The organism is Rhodococcus sp. SORGH_AS_0303 (genome assembly GCF_030819335.1).
Taxonomy (GTDB): Bacteria; Actinomycetota; Actinomycetes; order Mycobacteriales; family Mycobacteriaceae; genus Rhodococcoides.
Genome location: NZ_JAUTBO010000001.1, coordinates 1190128 through 1209990, shown reverse-complemented (window position 1 = coordinate 1209990; position 19863 = coordinate 1190128). Strand labels below are relative to the sequence as shown.

Here is a 19863-nt window from a genome sequence, read left to right as displayed (position 1 = left end):
CTCTGTGGCCGTTTACGGACGCAGGCTGACTCTCCAGGCGTCGGACTCCTCATCCGTCACTCCCGACGATCGCAACAGCTCAAGCAGGTCCTCCTGCCGAGGCTGCCCGAAGGTCAGTCGATACAACGCCACCCGTTCCCGCGTGCGGTCGAGCCGGGCGGAGTCGACACTCAGCTGGTACGGCAGGATGTCGCGAATCACCTTATGTGGACCGGGGTAGATCCAGTCAGGCGCGAGCCCGGCGATCTCTGCGTTGGGCGCATCCTGAGCCGCCAACCTGTATGCCTCCTGCCACGGGTTGTCCGCAGCCAACATCGCCGAGCCGTGCTGGTCCGCAATGTTCCTCCGGACCGCGTGTCCCCGGAACCTGTTGACCCGGCCGTCGCGCTGCTCGAAGTCCACGGGGCTACCGGGCACGTTCCAGTGCACCAGGTTGTGGCACCACGGATGGAAGTCGATACCCTCCTGGCCCACGCTGGTCGACACGAGGACAAACGGCCAGAACGGGGAATTGAACGCTTCCCGGATCTCACCAGGGCGTGCCGACTCCTCCTCCTGGCGAGCGTCGCCGTAGCGGAGTGCGAACCGGCTGGAGAAGTCGATGTCTTTACCCTCCTGCAGCGGATCCTTGGCCTTGTACACAGCCGGCTTGAGTTTCAGCGCACTCGCAGCGTGCCATGCGAACGCGATGAGGGCTTCGTCATCGAACTGACTGTTGCCCTCCACCTGCACCAAGTGGAACAGGTGCTCATCGAGAACGGCCTGCAGGTTGCCGTCGGCGCAGTACCGAAGCACTCGCTGCCAGTACGACGACTCCTCCCCGTAGAGGTGGTCCAGAATGAGCGCAGATTCCCAGCGATTGAACAACGTGCGCAGTCCCGACGCGAGAATCGCTGCAGCTCGCCACTGCCCGCCGACCGTTACTCGTGAGGTGTCCACCGACAGACGGCCGAATGCACGCCACGCGCAATTCGCCGGCGAGTGCATCGCCAATTTCGCGGTCAGCGTAGTCAAGTCGCCAGGTATACGGGACAGGTCGAGTTCGCCTCGACGCCGATGGGCGTCTACCGCTGCCTGCACGTACTCGTCGATCACCGTCGACTGGTCTGCACGGTCGTCGTCGCTCTCCAGTCCACGATCGGAGCCGCGGCCCGCAATGGCGTCTGCGGCACTCAATCCGGCAACGGTCCCGCTCAGCGCCTCGTCCAACTTGGCATCGCTCAGCGCCAGCGGCCACTGCCAGACGAGCGCTGCAACGTCACTGGCACCGGATTCTCGCGCATCGGACGGGAGCGCCGATGTGAGCTCTCCCGCGATTCGCGACTCGGCATATTCGCGGTCGAACGGTCGGCCAGCTGCGCCTGCGCGCCGCAGCGGATCCGCCATATCAGCGAGACCGGGCATCGGGAAGAACGGCAGGAACCCGGCCATGGCTGTCAGCTGCTCACCGCGGCGTCGGAATTGCAGGCGTTGCGAGACATTCTCGCTCGACGCCGTCACCCCACGACCGGACTGCACGCCAGACCGGGCGATTCTGCGGCTCGCGTCGTGACTGAGCAGCGATGCGACCGCCGTCGGCGTCGCCGTCCACTGAGAAAATACGAGTTTCTTGGTGACATGAGCAGCATTGGCGCCGACGTACGGACCGCCCGGCTTCAAGTAAGGAAGCGATGCCGGCAGCCACAGGAGCGTGTGCCAGTCCTCACCGGTCGTGCGGTCGATGAGGGCTTGCAGTCGGGGATTGCGCACATCTATTGACGCGTAGCTGTCGACCGCCTCGGGATCGAGTCGATCCAGCGATGCCACCAACGCGCGAACATCCTTCTCAGCGATGTGGTCGCGCAGATATCGACCGAGCTGGTAGTTATCGAGGAAGTGCACCAGTTCGGGAACGGATTTCCACAAGTCCATCGGTAGTTGCGTGCCGAGGCGACGCGCGAGAGCTGTGAGAGTCTTGAACTGAGTCACCGCCTCGGCAGTGATCGGAGGCGCGGCCGCACGACGCTCGGCGACCATCGATTCGGTGAGCCTGGGCGGGCGTTCCGTACGGCACATCATCGTGAGCAATACGCCGCGAATGCGGTCGCGTAACTCCCCGGGATCCTGCCGGTTCTTTACGGCCTGCCGATATTCGTCGAGTAGCTTCGCGACTCCTCGCGACCCCTCACCGCGGGTCCCCTGAGCCAGGAAGTCCAGGACCCCCAAGAACTGCGATTGGTGAGTGCCGTCGCCGTCGGGGCCATCGTCTATCGGCTTGTACGGCGTCGCCGACAGGAGGAGCACCTTGGCGTGCCGGTAGTTGAAGAGGTCACGTGCGAGCTCACTGACAGGACTGTCGACTTGCAGGAGCTCGGTGAACCGCTGGAACTCGTCGAGGATGACGAGGTCCGGCTCGAGCGCCTCCACACCGGCGCGCGACAGTGCGCGCCTGAGGTCGCTGATGATTCCCGACGTTGCGTGGTACCCGCCGGGGACTGCGGATCGGCCGCTCGTCTGCTCGACCAGATCGAGGAAGCGCTGCTGTAGGGAGTTTCCGTCTGCTTCGGAAGAGACGAGCTCGAGGAACTTGGCCACGATGTCCCTGTCGAGCTTCGCGACTCCCCTCCCCGGCGTGGCCTTCACAGAATGTTCGAGGTCTGACACACGCTGTTTGAATCGGTCGAGACTCTGCACCGTTCCCTGAAGAACGCGGTACGCGGCGGTCTTTCGAGCTCCAGACAGCTGTAGGTGGTCCGCGAGAATGATGAACAGGAGTGCTCGCTCGCGCGCAGTACCGGCCCGCCACCCCTTGTCCGGGAACGATGTCTTCGGCGTGAGCGACACCAAATTGATCGGCTTGCCCACGGCTCCACCGGCGGACTTGAGAGCATCCGTGGAGGTCGCCAACAGGCTGAGCCTGGTCGACATCGTGACCTTGTTTCCGAGGATGTCGAGACGTTGAATGTTCTGTCGGGCCACGTCTGTGTTGGAACAGATGTAGATGACATCGATGCGCTCGACCTCGGGGTCGTCCTGCAAGGACTCGATCGCGCGGGCGATCACGCCGCGAGCCACCATCGTCTTGCCCAGTCCCGTCTCGTCGGCGACGAGGAACCGAGTGTTCGTCTTTCGGCCGTACAGAATGTCGGACACATGATCGACAGTTGCTCGCTGGAACGGACGTAATGACGCCAGGTGCGGTTCAGCCTCGAAGCGCTCGACGTCAGGCATGGACCTTCTCCTCTTTCGCTGTCACCGAGTAGATGGCAGACCACAGATCGCGGAATCCGTCGGGCAGAACTCCGTGCGGATCGCCCTGCCCGATGATGCTTGTCACGACGCCCGCAAGGTGTTCGAGAACCTGCGAATTCGCCGGGGATACTCGCAGTAGCTGCTCGAACAATCCGTTCTCCACTGAACTCCACCTACTCGAACCGGGAGCCACTTCGCCTTCGTCGGCCTCCCCTGGTGCTGCGCCCGGCGCGCCGAAAGCCAACAGTAAGGAAAGGAATCGCCGGAACGCGTCGGGCGAACTGATTTCGCGGGTGACAATCGCGCTCATGCGATCTGCAACGTCGTTGACGAGTTCCGCCATGACGACGGCGGAGGCGGTTCGACCACCGTCACCGGACAACGTGAGCACGAAGAGAGCCGTGACGTCGGACAGTCGCAGGTCATCGAAGGCAACGTCGATGGGAGCTCCAGCCGTGACGTCGCTTGCGCTGGACTTGACCGTCAGCAAGGACACAGCAAGGCCAGCCCCCTCGGGTACGGCAACAGGCTCATGACTTGTGAGGTGGAGGACGTAGTGCTCGTCCACTTCAGCCAGCTCAGCCCTCAGCTGTACGTCGAAGACGAGCCGGCCGAGCTGGTTGTCGAGCGTGGTTTGAGGGTCCTCATCGACTTCAGCGTTCGAATCGATCGTCGTCGACTGCAGGATCGAGGAGAAGCCTCCCTTTCCGAGCAGAGCCTCGACTCCGAATACACCTGTTTGGCCGGTCAATTCGACGAGGATCTCCACGTTTCCATGGAAAGCGTTACGAGTGGCATTCGCCGACCCGATGAATAGGTGCGCTTTCCGCGCCCTCTCGACGCAGTACATCTTGGCGTGGAGTCCCGAGAGAGCGGGACCCCCGGTCGATTCCTGGTCGTCTGCAGGGATTCCGGCGGTAGGTGACAGCACGTACGGTTGCTCGATCCACTGGGCAATGTCTGCTGACAACCCGTCGAACGACTCCTGTCTCGACACCACCGCAATGTTGTTCTTGGCGTACTGGGCGAGCGTCTGTAATCCGTCGTCCTGGAGAAACGGTGTCACGAGAAGATGTTTGTAGCCCGAGAAGTCCGGCGCGACCGTACGAGCACCCGGGATACCGAACACGTGAAAGTCGATGTCGGACGCCCCTGACGGCATCTCCCAGCGAACACGTCTGAGATCCTCTCCCAGCGATCGCACCCTGTCTGCCCGCTCGTCCGACAGCGACGGTCGAGGCGATCCGGCGAGGTATCGAAGCAGGTCGGCGATCGGCTTGTTCTTCGCGTCCGGCGCAGTCCCGAGCACGCCGTCGAGCGTGAGCGCGATGTCCCACGACCGTCCCTTGGACAGATTGCGACTCATGACGACCATGCGGACGGTCACGTCGTCCGTGGTTTCCGACTGGTACCGCGCCACCCAGACCTTCGGATGAAACAGGAAGGAACGTGAGTGTTGTACGGCGTGCAATGCGGGCTCGAGCAAGGTGTGAAGGCGAGATCGAGTGGTAGGAACGGCGATCATGCCGCGCTGATGAAACACGTCGATCTTGTCGATACTGGCTTGGACGGCAGCGATGGTCTCGAGAGGGTCCGCAGTTGCCGCGGATGCACTCCGTGACAAAGCCAGCGACGGTAGCAGCGCACTGTCGAGGTCCACCGTGTACGTGGTTCCGACCACGTGGGTGACGACGTACCCCGGCGGTGGTTCGAGACGTTCCAACAGGGTGACCCGACTGTCAGGAGGCAGCACGACTGAGTCCTTCCCGAATGTCCCCGACGAGGACCTGGACATTCGGCCAGCGATACACCAGACGCCCGGCACCGGACGCACCCGACCACGCCCGTAACAACCGGTCGTTGTTGAGACGGGATTGCTCTCCCTTGTTCGCTCGCTCCCTGTCTGCCACCAGGGTGCGAAGAGCGGGCGATCGTGCCGGATCGTAGGCGCTACCACCGCGTACCGCCGTGAGCCACGAGTCGACGAACAAGCGAGTGTTCAGCGGCACCGGGGTGTTCCGTCCTCGGTCGACTGCTTTCCAGAAATCGTGTCCATTCCATCCGGCAATATCGGATCGACAGGCTGCAACGTCATTCGCCCAGTCGTCCAGAGCATCTCGATAGTCCTGAACGTACGACGTCGACCCTTCCGACACATCGAACTTCTCAGCCAGCAGAAGGTTGTACAGCAAACCTGCTCCGTGGATCGTCAGTGAGAACAACCGCGCATGATCGACCAACGCCTTGGTGTAATCGGACGCCGTCGACAGAGCAGGATGGTTCCACGGCAGCACGACGTCTGTGATGTCGACCTCCAACCCGTGGCGCACGAGGTGCGCGAGATAAGTGGTCGGCGCGGAACTCAGGATCCGTTCCTGCAACCAACTCGCTTGTTCCTGATTCAAGTCGAGGCCATTGCCTACCCGGGTAGGAAAGCCCTCTGGCGGCGTCGGGCCCACGTTCCATCCGACGCCCTGCGGGTCGTCGAGACGAATGTTCAACCTTTTCAATGCCGCCCAGTACAAGTTCGATGGGAGGGTGTTAACGCTCGCCCCGGCGACCCGCCCGATGAGTCCGCTCGTATGCCCAGCCTGCCGCATGGCCTCGATGAGCTTGCGCTCCGCGTCCCTCGCCTTGGTCCGGGCCGAAGTTCCGGTGTACTTCCTGGCCGCCTCCTCGTAGATCCACGGCACCAGCAGGAAGTACTTCGCGCGGGTGTGAACCGTCGACGTGGCGGGAAACAGCTGGTCGGTCAGGGCGTCTCGCACCTGGCCGATGCCGATGTCGTCCAATGTCCCGTTGTCGGAGAACAGCTTGACCAGCTCTCGCATCTGCCGCTCCTCATCGGGCGACGTGTCCAGCCAGGCAATGTTCGACACAAATGCTTCCCTTCATCAACGGCCTTCGAATACGGATAGTGCCAGAGACGGTCGGTCGAGGTGGCGAACCGGACATTCATGAACCTCCACCAAGCCGTTCGTGCTGGTAGTCGTCGCGGAAGTCCCTGATCAACAAATGATCAAGCTCGACCGTGCTGAAACACCGCGATGTCTCCGAAGGAGTTGCGTCAACGCAAGCGCACCGGCTAGACAGAGACATGCAGACTGTCAGACACCCCGCCGGGGTTCGATAGTGGACTACGTGTGGCCCTCGACGGGCTCGATTTCTCGGGCGTGGTTGGTCCTGTCCAAGGACGACCAGCTCGGCGGGCGCGGCGGGCATGCCTATGACGACGATCCGTCGTCCCGCTATGTCAGCGACAGTCAGGTACCGAACAGCCGGAACATCGCGGCTGGGGATGCCCTGGTGGTGTGGGACCAGAAGCGATTGCTCGGTGCTTCCGTGGTCGAGCGAGTCGACAGCGAACCAGGTACCTAGGAGCAGAAAAAGTGCCCCTACTGCGGTCCTGGTCGCTCGCTCGATGAACGTCTCACGCTAACTCCTCGATATAAATGCGGTCGATGCAAGAACGAGTTCGACGTCCCGCTGACCGAGAACATCGACGTCACCGTGTACCGAACGCATCATGGTGAGGCATGGATCGACTTGACCGGGGAGCTCACTGCAGAGCAGCTCCGCTCGGTATGCAAGAGCCCGAAGTCACAGCTGAGCATTCGCGAACTGGATTGGTCGGCATTCACGGCGAGTCTCTCGACCGACCACAGCCACCGCGGATTGAATCTCATGAACTCGGTGTCCGTCCAGTTGGGCGGAGGGTTCACAGACCGAATCACTCGGGTGCGGCTGGGGCAACCGGCCTTTCGCGCACAACTGATGCAGAAAATACGCGTCGAACTGCGCGTTCTCCGGCGCCATGCCACATGAAGTACTCGAAGCTGCGCATCTCTACAGCTACGCCCAGGTCGGAGAACACCACGACGAAGGTGGGCTGTTGCTGCGACGCGATCTACACCGACTCTTTGATTTCGGTAAGATCGCCGTCCGCAAGGATGCCACGATCGCCGTGCACAAATCCTTGGAACCATTCGAGCTGTACGGCAAGCTCCATGGGCGCAGCCTCACCATCGAACCGACTCAGCGGCAACAACAATGGTTCGCTGCACACCGCACCATGTGGCGAGTGGATGCTGCGTGAGATTTCCTACGGCAGGACCGCTCCGTTTTACTCATCCCTACCGGGGCCACAGCAAAGTAAGGGAGGCCACTGACCGTAAATGCAAACTTCTAGGGGATTGCGTTGCGGATCCTACGCCGAGCGGCTGGCGTGCCCCGTCGTCTCTTATCAAAGAGCATCATCTTCTAGACGAGTCGCGCTCCCACGGATCCTGCACAAATCGGACTAGCGGAACACACTCCCCTTCGAGGCAAGAGCTTTGACCCGCTCGACCGTCCACACGACGATCGGCCCAGCCGACCGCTTGCGAGCAGCTTCCTTCCTCGTGTCGATTTCCTGCTCGGCAATGATGTCTCGCAACTGGTCCACGGTGAGCTGACTAAGCTTTTCGAACAACTCTTCTTCACCCGACACTTTGAGTACCTCGAACGGGTCGAACATGCCAGGCTGCCGCCCGACTTTTTTCGCCGGTGTAGCTCGCTGACGTTTCTGCGGTTTGGGAACCACTGGGCCATCCGACTCACCGCCACCACCACTACCTGCGGTCACCGCTAGAGCAGCTGTCACCGCCGTCGCGAATCGAGGCGTTCTGACTGCTTCGTCCGCGATCACCTGGAAAAGCCTCGTCAATAGCGTCGCGGTGTCGCCGTGTTTCGACCCCAGCTTGAGCAAGGCCCCGCTCAGTTCTTGAACCTGAACTCTTTGCTGCGCATCATCGATAGTCATAGTTTCGCCTGCGCCTCCGTCATGATGTGCTTGGTGATTTCGCGCAGCGCGTCGAACTGACCCGCATTGCCGTACTTTGCCTTCAGGCTCGCGTAGTACTGGAATTCGGCTGAGGCCGCGATCGAGTTCGCCTCCGGCAGATACACGGGGAGTACGTTCTGGATATTCGAGTCACGCCGAAGATTCTTGACAGTAGTCTTGTGTATTGCCGAGTTAGATTTATATTTTGTGATCACCAGTCCAAGCTCCACGATCGTGCGACCAAGCTGTCGACTGAAACTACGCACCTCCTTCTGGATCTGCGGGATGCCATACGTGGACAGCACGTCGGGGATGGTAGGAATGATGTAGCCGTCCGACATGGCCAAACCGTTCAAGGTAATCGGGCCAATATTCGGCGGACAATCCAAGAGAATGTAATCGTAGAAGTCTTTAACCGGAGCCACGGCTTGTTCGAGAATTCGAACTGAATCGAGCCCCATCTGTCCGGCGACGCGAAGAGCGCTTATCTCCTCCTGCAGACCAATCAGATCCAACGACGACGAGATCATGTCGATCCCGTTGACACCCTTCACCGGTGAAACACCGCGTTGAATGGTCTGCTTAAGGTCGAAGTTCCTTGACCCGTGCGCTGCGTCAGAAAAAATTGTAGCGAGCGTGAGACCGTGATTGTTGAGAGTCAACCACTTTTCTTCGCTGATCATCATGGTCGTGAGATTGATCTGGGAATCCAAGTCGATCAGCAGCACCCTCTGACCGAACTCGAGAGACATGAACTCGGCAACGGCCGCAGTTATAGTAGTTTTACCAACCCCACCTTTGAGGCTGATAGTTGCGATCACTTTGGCCATTGACTATCAGTCCTCACATCTTTGCTATTCTCAATCTGCATCGACTATCGCACCTGCTCCAGACGCTTTGACTCGAAAACCGACACGCGGCGTGGGTTCTGCCGCGTACGGAAGTGCGTAGGAAAACAACGTAGCGACATCGCGGGGATCAACAGGGCCAGTCAGAGCTTTCTTGAAGTGCCGTCGACTGGGTGGGTCACTAGCGAAGACAAGAATCATGGCGCCACGTGTCTTGCGACGCAGACTCTCGGCCAACATTCCGCCGTTCTTGGATTTGCTGCCAGCGATGTGCTCTATTGCATCGCGTTCACGAACTGCAGTACCAGTGAAGCCCGTACGGTACTCGCGATCCTGGCGCTTGCGATTGACGATGGGCAGCGGGACTGGCCAGCTCGCGATGTGCACTGGCGGTCTGGTCTTGGGCTGAGGTAGCAGAATCACGAAGTCTGTCAGTAAGTTTCGTTCTATCGCAGACTTCATCGCGTTCCGATGCGGTTCGAAAGTCCAGTTCTTGTCCCACACGAATTGGGTCACCATATCGTAGACAGCATCGGCACTCACGACGCCGTACCTCGCGTTGAACGGCCTTGACACACCCTTCTCATCGACCAGCGTAAACTCACCCGCTTGCTCTCCGAGAGCGTCGAGCAGAGGCTCGACAAGACCGAAGTGCCGAGCATTGTTATACCCGTCAGCACCGCGTGGCGGCTGCATCGTGAAGCTGAACGCCTCGCCGCCGACACCACGGTAGGCCTGCTCGGCGTTGTACATCTTGTTCGCTGATGTGGGCTTCAGCCAAGGTTGCGACTGGAACACCATTGGCGGTACGTCCTTCGGCGTCACCATCGGCTCTCCCGATTCATTGAACCTAGCGAAACGTTCCAGCTCTTTCCTGAACTCGTCCTCGTCTTTCACAATGGTCGCGAAGGCCTCATACATGTCGAATGGCTTGCCCGAAGGGCCCGGCACGTTCCGGCCGATGAACAAGCGAACTAGGTCACGATAGCCCTGTCTGAAGCCAAACCACCGGCCCATCTGCATCAACGTGTCAGCTTGCGGAGTGCGCCGCGTGTAGTAGGTAATCGTCAGACCCTCGACTGTGAATCCCCGGCTGAGCTTCGCACCGCCAACCAAGATCTTCCATACGCCGGGACCCTGGAAGTCGAGAGCATCCTGGGTGTAATCCTTCTCGGACTCGCCGTTCACGACAATCACCGGGCTCGTACCCTGCGCGATCTTGTCGACAGCGGCGCCGATGAAGTCCTCGAGATCCGTGAACGATGCGGGAGTGTCTACACCCGCTTCCATCCGGGCGTTGCTCACGACACTGAAATCCGAATCCCATAGTTGCTCCAAGCGCACCAATCCGCCGGGCTGGCTGTATCCGCCAGTTGCCCACAGAGTGCGGAACTCCTCTGCCAGCGCCTTGTGTTCGGCTTGCTTCACAGATTCGTGTACGAGCATCGTGTGATGACGGTATGGCTTCGCCCCCCGTGACTCGCGGAAGAGTTTGATCGCGCCCGCCATCACGAACGAGTCGAGTGCTCTTCGCTGTTCGTCCGCACGGCCGTCCTCGTCGAATCCAGCAACCAAGTCCCGCACGAATGCTTTCTCGTTCGATGTTGTCGGTGACTTGTCTTCATCCTGGTAATCATCATCGAAGTCGTGAAAGTCTCTACCGCCCATATAGGGTCCAGGCCGGTCAAGGCTGACAATAAAATCTTTCGGGAAAATACTCTCGCTGTCGACTGGATCGACGAACACGTTTGCAAACGGTGTGGCTGTGTAACCGATGTACTGTGCGCGCTTCATCACTTCAAGCAAGTCAGCTATTCGACCGTTGATGGCTGTGCGCTCTATCGAGTCGGCAGCAAACTTGTCCGGGTTCAGGGTATTCACCGAAGCCTGATCGGATTCGTCATCAATGATCAAGGTCGGTATCTGATCGAGTTTCGTCGGGATGCGGCGTAGGTCTTCGACCAGCTTGCGCAAAACGGTAGAGTTCTTCTTCACTACGGCGATGCGGATATCGCTGGCGAATAGGTTCTTCGGATCATTGAGCGGTAAACTGTGATCAACGAATTCGTATGTCAGCGCGGGTAGTCCCTTGCCAAGCGACTGGAAATCGAACGATTGACCGGTGAGCCGTCGGATGGCCGGAACACTGTTTGTGACATTTGGATCGAGTTCGTGGTCCACAAAACCGGTCGCCCATTCCGCGTCGTTCAAGTAGTCGGGATCGGCTCCAATGTTCTGTTTACCAATGAGCTCCATGTCGAGCCGTCGCTGAGTCTGACTTCGCAAAAGTTCAATTGTTCCGGTCAGCACAATGACCAACCGGTATCCCGCGTCGACAGCCTTCGCTATGACGCCAGTGAAGTTTGCCGTCTTCCCACTTTGCACGTACCCAACAACCAGCCCCTTCGACTGGTAGGGCTCATTGCGTGTCGGGTCGGCGAGCCGGCCGACAACCTCGTTGGTGATGTCATCGAGGCGACCGAGAGTCGGGCCGTCGAACTTCGCACTCAGCACACCTTTGTATGCACGCCAGTAGAAGTCTCGCTGGGTACGGCGCTCGGATGTATACCACGGATGCCACGGTCGAGGCGCCGCAATGACGACGGGCCCCGGCTCGGCCGGAAAAGCACTGTCCAACAGCGGCCGTCCGTCAGCAGGTATACCGAGGCAGTCGTAGATGCGCTCTCGACGCTCCCGTGACCTTGCGATGGTTGTCGCTGCCCAGCTCGGTGTCTCCTCCGAGTCCCACCTTCGGATCGCCGCCGCGGCCGCAGCCTGGGAGAGCACTGCATCCTCGTCGACGAGGATGCTGACGATATCGTCTACGACGTAAGTCGATTTCAATCGAGCATTGATCGGACCGATCAGCTCGTCTGGGTCGAAGTCGCCGAACTCCCGCGCTATCGCCTTGTCAACGTCCACGCTCACTGCCTGTCCCCCAGCTGCTCTCTTCGCGCGACTACCGCTGCGATCAACACGTCCTGCCATGCTTGCATCTGTTCTCGATTTTTCACGCTGTGCCGCTCGACATCGAACATGCTTTGGACGAGCAGGAAAGTAAGTGTCTTCAGGACTGGTGCATCGTTGTTGTCTCGGCTTCGATGTCCTAACAGCTCTCGCCGAAAGCGCGCGTTGATCCATAGAGTTCGGTCTTCGAGGTCCACCTCGAAGAATGCGTTGCGCGCGAGCACCCGCCACCCGACACCTACGGGATCGCGGCCGTCGGCGAATGTGAAGGCGTCGCTGAAACTGTCGAGAACGTCTTCGGGAAGCCCGTGATCAGGCTGCACCACCGTAATCGGCTTGGGCTGGTGACTGCGCGCAGCGCGGACGGCGCTTAGGGCATCGGCGAGGTACTCGTCGGTCATCACAGCGTGCAGAGAACCTGTGATGGTTGCGTCCAAGCGGACACCGAGCTTCTCTGGGTTGATCGCGACATGCTTGGCCAACATGTCGTCGAGATCGATCGAGACGCGGGCCAGACCGAAGTCTGGCTGCCGTTTCACGACATCATTCCATCCCCCAATCTGCAGCAAGCGGTCATTTCGATAGACATACAGACCTTGGTGCTCTCGGCCCGGCGATCCGAACAATCTGAACTGAGGCGAATTGCTTCGTGCCGGCCAAACGTGCAGCACCACCGTAGACTGGTCATCAGCAAGGTTGATATTTGCAGACTTCGGATAGTCCCCGTGACCAGAGGTCGGATATTCGAAGGGGTTTATTGCAGTCACCGTTCGCTGCGCACCCGCCCGCGCGAACGCCATGTCGAACACGTCCACTGTGATGACCAGACCACGCGCGAGGTGCCGGTGGAACACGACACCGAGGTGATTGCGAACGTCGTCGACTGTCTGTTCCAGCCAGCTGACCTGTTCGCTCTCATCCATTGATTTTGGGAACGTTCGTATGCCACGCCATTCGACGATGGTTCCTGTAGTGAAGGGAAATCGAGGTTTGGTTGCGTCGAGCTCGGCGGCCGCCTGTGCGACATCAACCGTCGAGATCACCTGTTCTTCGGATGGATCGGGGATTTCGATCATGCGCGCCTGCGCTGGTTCTCCAGTTGTACGCGACCAAACAATCAGTGAGTCGGCCTGACTGAGGGATGCTGCCTTCATTCCGACGCCGAAGTGCCCGAGATCCGAGGCGCTGTATTCGCGCCGCTCGCCGTACCTCATGGCGCCGTCGATGGTTCTCGAATCCATGCCGCGACCATTATCGATCACGCGCAGACCAGTAATTACGGTCCCGTCCCGCACGAATCTGACCAGCACCCGTGACGCTTCGGCGTCGATGCTGTTGTCGATCAGATCGGCGACAGCGGACGCGAGCGTGTGGTGAAGACCGATAGCTCTGGACAGCGACGCGTCGGGGACCGCTGTGACGGTATCGACGACCATGATTGTGGTCGGTTCACTCACTCTGATAGTCCATCTTGGTTACCCATGCCTTCTCCAGGAGCGCGACAACAGCATCATCTCCGTGGTCTTCGTATGCGCTGAGCAACCTTCGCGGACGCGTCTCACCGTGCAGGCCGATCGCGTCGGACAGAACCCGAATGACGTGGCGTTCAGAGATAGCCATCGGATCAGTAGTCCCGACCAGCGCGAGGGCGCGGCGTAGCGGGTCGGCCTCCTGGTCCACCTCGGCGAGTTCGAGCACATCGAAGGTGCGGTCAGGCCCGAAACACAGCAGAACAGTACCGCCCGCCGCAATAGACAGCTCCGCGAGGAAGCGGCGGATAGTTCCGGATGTAGGCTGCGCGCCGGTCCATCGGATCATCTGTGTACCTAGGCGGCTGTCCAACTCCACTACATCGCCCCGATCACACCTCACTGTGGCGGCAACTCCCGCAGGAAGCGCGAAACCAGAACCGCGTAGGTGGTCCGCTGACGCCACCATCCGGTACCGCCACTCGAATCCGACTCGATACAGCCGGCGAGTGACATCAGGCGACTTCGGCCCCCGGCGCGGCCGGGAGTTCTCCCCGTTGATGTCGTTCGTCGTCGGTGATACTTCGAGCTGTCCTCCGGGGGCTGCGGACCAGGTTGTCATCCGGTAGAGACCGTCATCGCCCAGGATGGCACGGTCGTCTTTCTCGAGCGCACGACGGATCGCAGTATCCGGCCGCCCCGACTGCGCGGCGTTTCCCAAGTCCGCGGCCGAGAGTGGCTTGCCGATGGCTTCCAATGTTCCAATCAGAAGGTCGGCCATCTTTCGGACCCGCGTCAGAACCGACCCTGCGACCACAGTCAATCCACACCATGAGAACCAAGCTTCGATGTCTTCGCGAGACATTGATGCAACTTGTGCCACCTCGTCGAGCGAGACGACCCCGTTCTGCGATTCGAGGTCCTCGAGTAACGACTGCGTACGCGTCTTCGCGGTAGATACATCCGGCGAGACGGCCCAGCCGTCGGCAACTTCGAAAGAGTCGTCAAGCCGATCGAGAACTAACCACAGTGGCACGCCGAGAGTAGGAACCTCCGCGGAGAGAAGCGGATGAACCATCAGCAAGCGCTGTAGCGACGCTACCGGTTGAATCTCGACCCGCAGACTAGCCGTCAACAACCCAACTGCCGTGCCATAGCCGCATGCCTCGTTGATCTTTTCCTTCACACGAGCCTCGATAACACTCGTGGCCGACTTCGAAAGGTGCAGCTTGGTACTGAGTTCGCCGATAGATATCGGATTCTGCGCCAACAATCGTTCGCGTAGCGCTGTCGTCTCACGCGTGTCCAGTTGTGCCACGAGATTCTCGATCTCGTCGATTGCATCTCCCGACCCTGGGTCGGGCAGGTCACTTGCTGTGACTGCACCGATTCGCGCGGCGACTTCCTGTATCGCTTCCGGCGACTCGGCATCGATCTCCACACTGAGTAGTGGAGCGGTGTCTCGTCCCCTCACCCGTTGCCACACCGCGAGCTGCGCCAGGTCGTCGACGAGTTGAGTGATCACCGGCGGCTCGTCGCTCTGCGCATCGTCGGGGTCGAGCATCGAGCGTGGGTCCTTCGCGACCGAGCACATCACGAGGCCCAACGCGACCTCTGTGACTGTCCGCTCTGCCGTGCCCTTGATTGCGAACATGTCTTGCGCGGTGTGCGTCAGGATACTTCCAAGCGTGGTGTCGCTCGTCATTCGGCGGAGCACTGTGATGGCGCGAGCTTCGAGTCCGAGCACCGCCACTGGCAGGTCACCCGTCAGCGTTGGGAATGCCTCGGCGAATGGGAGGTGCTTGTGGTGGGCAACGTACAACTCCGCCAGCCCGAGCAGCACTTTCTCGAGATCGACCTCGGTAGCCGTGAAAGTAGGCGGGTCGGACAACCACCAGTCTTCCCCCGGAGCCAGGGGCTCCAGCAGGGCGGCACGGCTCGAGACATAGAGATCTAGCCACGGGAGGAGGTCGACCCAGATCGAGTCACTGAGCTCCGAGCGGGGCACAGAATTGATGCCCATCATGGTCGAGCGAGGCCTCCTCGGTACGGACTGTTCGGTCCAAGATATGCCACCGGGCGGCCACAGAAGACTCGACCGCCCTCAAGGTGTCTGTGGCGCAGTTGCCGGTATCGTCCGATCGGCGGCGTGATGTCTCAGCGGCCCGACGTCGGTACTCATTGAGTACAGCCCGCCTCGAGCACGGATAGGGTCGCAGTCGACGTCGCCTGAGTCGAAACCCGACGACGGGTGCCGGATGCCGAGCTGACGTTCCGCGGGTCATCCGCGCGACGGCGAGCGACCTGTGGTTCTACGCCAATCATGGATACAGCAGTCGATGGATCCGTCTCTGCCCGCATCAAGAGCCTTCAGCCGAGCGCCTCAATCGGCTCCGGGAATCGCAGGAGGTTCCGCGACGGCCACCTCGCCACGTTCGTCCTAACGGGTAGCTCGAGTCCGCGTCGCTGCAACGACTTCTCCAAGATCGGCCGCAGCATGGGTATGAGTCGCCGGATGCGCATCAAGAAGCATGTGGAAAGGCAGCGTCACACTGCGACGAAGTGCGACAGGATCCCTTGCACCTCGTAGATGTCTACGGATTTGTTGAATTGCTTTTCGATGGGTGCCGGGTTGCCGGAGATCCAGATCTTGAGCTCGGCGTCCAGATCGAACGTTGCCGCTGACTTGACGGAGAAGTGGGTGATCGCGCGGCAGAGGACGCAATGGTCCTCCACCTCCCGGCCGGCGATGCCCTGCTTGTCCACCATGATGAGACGACGGTTGGTGAACAGGAATCTGTTCTCCGTTGCCGAGGAGCCGGCCGTACTCGGCTGAGCCGCCTGCGGATCGATACGTCCGGCATTGCCCATCATCCCGTCGAAAAGACCCACTGCATCGCTCCTTCGCAACCCGGTGTTCGTGAACCGGACGGTACCTCGTCCGGGTTCGCTCAGTACTGTGGTCCCACTTCCCGCCCACCGCCGACCCACTCCGAAATCCGTCACCTGCTACATCGCGTGTTCCCGACTACAACTATAATTTCGATAGTGCGCCTTCGCCGAAAACGCTGCGACTTTCAATCCTCAGTTATTCATGCTTGCAGCACGCACTAAAGTCTAACCTCGTGCGTGGGCTGAAACGTATACTCACTGCACTCCCAGGCCCACTGCCGACACTGTTTCACATACTGCAAAGCGTTGCGACCATCGGGGATAAACTGAATATAAACAACGTCAACCGCTCGGTAAGCAAGCGCCAGCACGTATGACAGACCGGTATCACGCGCGAAAGAGTCTTCGTTCGGTGTCAACGCAAACGGCTGACCCGGATGACTAATCGACTTGACCTCCACGTATAGCTCGTTCGTCGGGCCTACCGCAAGTATGTCGTATCCCAGGTTTTGACGACTGTGGTCTGACGCTTTATAACCAAGTTCCTTCAATAAGTCAAGCACCAGAAGCTCTGCGGACCTCCACGCCGATGAATTCGAACTCGTTGGGACTGCAATATTGACGGCATGCGAGCCCTCGCCCCTCGCTCCGAGCTCGATTCCTGCGAATGGCCTTGCCGGATCTTCAACAGGAACGGGCGTCTTCCAGCCTTCTATGACACTCGACGAATCGATTTTTGGGCTAGTCCCAACCATGAGACCTAGTCGTTTCTTGAGACCAATGACATCGGTTCCACGAGAAGCCACAAGTTGCTCAAATCGCTCCGACGCTGGCGAGTCGCCCCGCAGCAAGTCGGTTGCGGTAACGAGCACGCCGTCGACCTCTACTGCACCCGTTGCCGCATCGCGCAGGGTGACGTCCGTGGATACCACAGCGCCTGAAACGTGAGACAGCAGATCCGCGCAGCCTTCGAGCGACAGCCGGACGCGGCCCGCGCCAACTGCCGCCATTAGATCGGCTGCCGAGAGAAACCCGACGCCTGCGAAACGGGCGATTCGTTCCGTCGAACCATCGACCATTCCGCTTATGACGGGACACAGACGTTTACCGGGAGGCGGCGCTAGTCGTGACACATCTTCGCTGTTCAACCATGTCGGTGGAAGCACGTATCTCTCTGGGAGTGACGACAACCGCGTCCTGACTGCTGAGATCAAATCCGACGCCAACGTTCGTCGCCCTAACTGCAGACTGACGTCATCGATACTCGGAGTCAACGCCGACAGCAAACCGCTCGCGAACTGCTGCTCAGGTTGATCGAACGTGCCTTCGATTATCTGCGCTATTACACCAGCCGCGGATTGCACAAGTTCGTCCGTGCGCTCATCCAAGACGACCCGAGTCCTTGATGGGTCGGTACTGAAGTCAGCATTTAGTCGAATCAGAAATCCCGTTTGCTCTAAAGTCGGCAGAAACGCGTGAACCGAGCATTCGCCGGGCCTGAGCGGAACGGGCCCTTGCTCATCCGCTGAGAATGCCAGCGTAACCTGGCTTCCGTTGAGCAGCACCCAGCGATCCACACCATTTGGTGACGAAACGACAACGTTAGTTAGTTCGCCTTGGTTCGAAGCACGCTCCACCTCGTACATTCTGGAGATTTTATCTGCGACGACGACTGACCTTACAGAATTCAAGAAAAGCATGTAGTCGCCGTCGAACTGGACAAATTCATCACGAACTTTCGCGGCGTTGACTCCTTGCATCACGAATACTGTGCTGAACCCATCGGCCCTCAGAGATCCAACCCGATGCATTACCGAGTCCTCGACCACCGAAAGCTCATGAGGCACTCGCACAAGCGGAACGTCATGGTCAACCGAGAGCGCCCTTCTCGTCAAAACGCGGGAGAAGCTACACTCGAGGTTGCCACTTAGAATATGTACTGTATCCGCGACACCCACGATTGATTTAAAACCGATGCCGCGGTAACCGATACCCTGACCGCGCCTCTTGTTGGACGATGCGCTCCTACACAGAGCTGCAAGATCGCTTTCCGTGAAGACGCGACCGTCATTCGCGCATATCAGTGAACCGTCAACTATTTCGAATACAACTCGGATCGCGCCGGCATCGTCTGCATTCTGCAGTAACTCAATCAGCGAACGGGCCGAATACGACTCTGCTACATATCGCTCCAGACCCGCGAGGTCTTGCAGCATTGTGGGGGAATTTGCAGCTTCCTCTAGTAGCGCCTTCCTGACTACATGCAGCACGGTGCCTCCTAGGTCTTACTGGGGTAGATACGAACCCTCACCGGCATAGCCGGGCACTTTATGTCCTCGCTGCACGATTTAAGGCCAACGAAATCCTCCTCATTCACATACGTGTGACCAGTACCTATCAACTGGCCCTTCTCGTTGTATGCAGAAACATGAACCTGCAGATAGTCAGGCACGTCACCTCGGGACACGACGTCAAAATTGGCTCGCACTCGCGGTGAGCTACCCCCCTCATAAACTACATACAATCCCTCGAGGGAGATCTTGAAGCGTTCCTCCAGGGACTCGAGACGTTCAACTCGGTCGGTGATCTCTACAGTGTTCGCCATGTGTGGTCCTTACGTTGCCCTGATGCCAGCCGTCGAGGTATATCACCACAGGCCGTCTAAGGGGCTGTTATCGACGCCGGCAGCGACTGACATCGTTCGGACCCAGCCAGCACGAACAAGCCAATCTTGCGGGCTCAGAGCGCCACCTAGGACGAGCCGGTAGCCGCGTAGTCCGCTCACGCTCGCCCCAGTACGTCAAGTGCGCACCGCCTGAGTCCCGGAGGGTGGCTGCTTCCACGACAAAGGCGAGCTCGCTAATTCGCGTTTTCCGCTCTACGCCTGTTCCAGCACCGACTCAGCGATGTGGTCGAGGTGCGATTCCATCGATCTTAGTAGTATCTAGACCCTCTTCGCGCGTCGAAAATAGTGATGTAGCGGGTGCTCCCACGTGAATCCGATACCACCGTGAACCTATATGGATTCCTCTGCAGCAAATGACGCCGCTCGCGATGCCAACACCCGTGCGATGGACACGGCCGTGAATTTCGAGGCCTCGTCTCGGTCCACCGCCGCGTCGCTGCGTCCAGAACAACCGCTTCAGCCAACGCGGCGGCAATGGACATGTCGACATGCTGATGCTTGAATGCCTGAAAAGAACCGAGCGGTCGGCCGAACTGTCTTCTGGTCTGCACATCGAACAGCGCGCGCCGAACCGCATCTATGATGTCGCGTTGCTCGACGGTCAAATCCATGGTCACGTCGTGCTTAGGGAGTCGTACCGAGGCCGCGCCGCCGTGGGCACACCTCCGACCCCGAACCGTGCGATGGCCTGCACCAAGTGGAAATTCTGCACCTTCACGCACGCCGGTCCGCATCCAGCTGCCAGAGTTCACGCACTCTGCCGTGAACGGCCGTGACAGCAGCTGCATGAACACTTCCAGGTCCGCGAACGTGGGAACCGGCTTCTCGATGCTCATCAGCGTGATGAGGGTGCCGGGCGGCGTCAGTCATGTGCGCCCTTGCCCCGGAACTCCACGGCGGCGAGCGCCCCGTCCCGGCGAAAGAGGTTGGCGTTACTGGCTGTCACTG

The 19863-nt window shown here is 59.7% G+C and carries 11 protein-coding genes and 2 pseudogenes; 2 read left to right on the top strand and 11 right to left on the bottom strand.

From position 1 onward, the window contains the following. Positions 1–12: 12 nt before the first annotated feature. From QE449_RS05635 to QE449_RS05625, 3 genes are read right to left on the bottom strand one after another with little or no spacing between them, the layout of a single operon-like run. Complete coding sequence (locus QE449_RS05635; protein ID WP_307108405.1) at positions 13–3210, bottom strand: helicase-related protein; 3198 nt, start codon at positions 3208–3210, stop codon at positions 13–15. Further along, positions 3203–4984 (bottom strand): phospholipase D family protein, encoded by a 1782-nt coding sequence (locus QE449_RS05630; RefSeq protein WP_307108404.1) that lies wholly within the window; start codon positions 4982–4984, stop codon positions 3203–3205. Before QE449_RS05630 ends, QE449_RS05635 begins: the two co-directional genes overlap by 8 nt. After that, positions 4971–6110: a DUF6361 family protein gene (locus QE449_RS05625; protein WP_307108403.1), complete on the bottom strand. Its 1140-nt coding sequence runs from the start codon at positions 6108–6110 to the stop codon at positions 4971–4973. Before QE449_RS05625 ends, QE449_RS05630 begins: the two co-directional genes overlap by 14 nt. Before the next feature lie 262 nt (positions 6111–6372). Here QE449_RS05625 and QE449_RS05620 point away from each other — a divergent pair, with 262 nt between their 5' ends. Next, the gene (locus QE449_RS05620) at positions 6373–6609 is read left to right on the top strand and encodes a hypothetical protein (protein ID WP_307108402.1); all 237 of its coding nucleotides are present in this window, start codon (positions 6373–6375) and stop codon (positions 6607–6609) included. A 430-nt stretch (positions 6610–7039) separates the two neighbouring features. After that, positions 7040–7327, top strand: a pseudogene (locus QE449_RS05615) (HNH endonuclease); the annotation flags it as partial. Positions 7328–7531: 204 nt separating this feature from the next. On the opposite strand, the gene QE449_RS05610 reads toward QE449_RS05615, so the two are convergent. The 8 genes and pseudogenes from QE449_RS05610 to QE449_RS05575 form a co-directional block, all read right to left on the bottom strand. After that, positions 7532–8032, bottom strand: a complete 501-nt coding sequence (locus QE449_RS05610) for a hypothetical protein (RefSeq protein ID WP_307108401.1) — start codon at positions 8030–8032, stop codon at positions 7532–7534. Further along, entirely contained in the window at positions 8029–8883 is an 855-nt protein-coding gene (locus tag QE449_RS05605) for a ParA family protein (RefSeq protein WP_307108400.1), read from the bottom strand. Before QE449_RS05605 ends, QE449_RS05610 begins: the two co-directional genes overlap by 4 nt. 30 nt (positions 8884–8913) lie before the next feature. Beyond that, a complete protein-coding gene (locus tag QE449_RS05600) occupies positions 8914–11829 on the bottom strand; it encodes a Z1 domain-containing protein (RefSeq protein ID WP_307108399.1) in 2916 nt (971 codons plus the stop codon). Continuing rightward, positions 11826–13325 (bottom strand): ATP-binding protein, encoded by a 1500-nt coding sequence (locus QE449_RS05595; RefSeq protein ID WP_307108398.1) that lies wholly within the window; start codon positions 13323–13325, stop codon positions 11826–11828. Before QE449_RS05595 ends, QE449_RS05600 begins: the two co-directional genes overlap by 4 nt. Beyond that, positions 13318–15363, bottom strand: a complete 2046-nt coding sequence (locus tag QE449_RS05590) for a hypothetical protein (protein ID WP_307108397.1) — start codon at positions 15361–15363, stop codon at positions 13318–13320. The genes QE449_RS05595 and QE449_RS05590 overlap by 8 nt, the downstream gene beginning before the upstream one ends. A gap of 521 nt (positions 15364–15884) precedes the next feature. Further along, positions 15885–16211 (bottom strand): annotated as a pseudogene (locus QE449_RS05585) (PH domain-containing protein). Positions 16212–16447: 236 nt separating this feature from the next. Then, entirely contained in the window at positions 16448–18445 is a 1998-nt protein-coding gene (locus QE449_RS05580; RefSeq protein ID WP_307108396.1) for a DUF3883 domain-containing protein, read from the bottom strand. A gap of 718 nt (positions 18446–19163) precedes the next feature. Continuing rightward, a complete protein-coding gene (locus tag QE449_RS05575) occupies positions 19164–19526 on the bottom strand; it encodes an acyl-CoA dehydrogenase family protein (protein ID WP_307109684.1) in 363 nt (120 codons plus the stop codon). Positions 19527–19863: the final 337 nt, after the last annotated feature.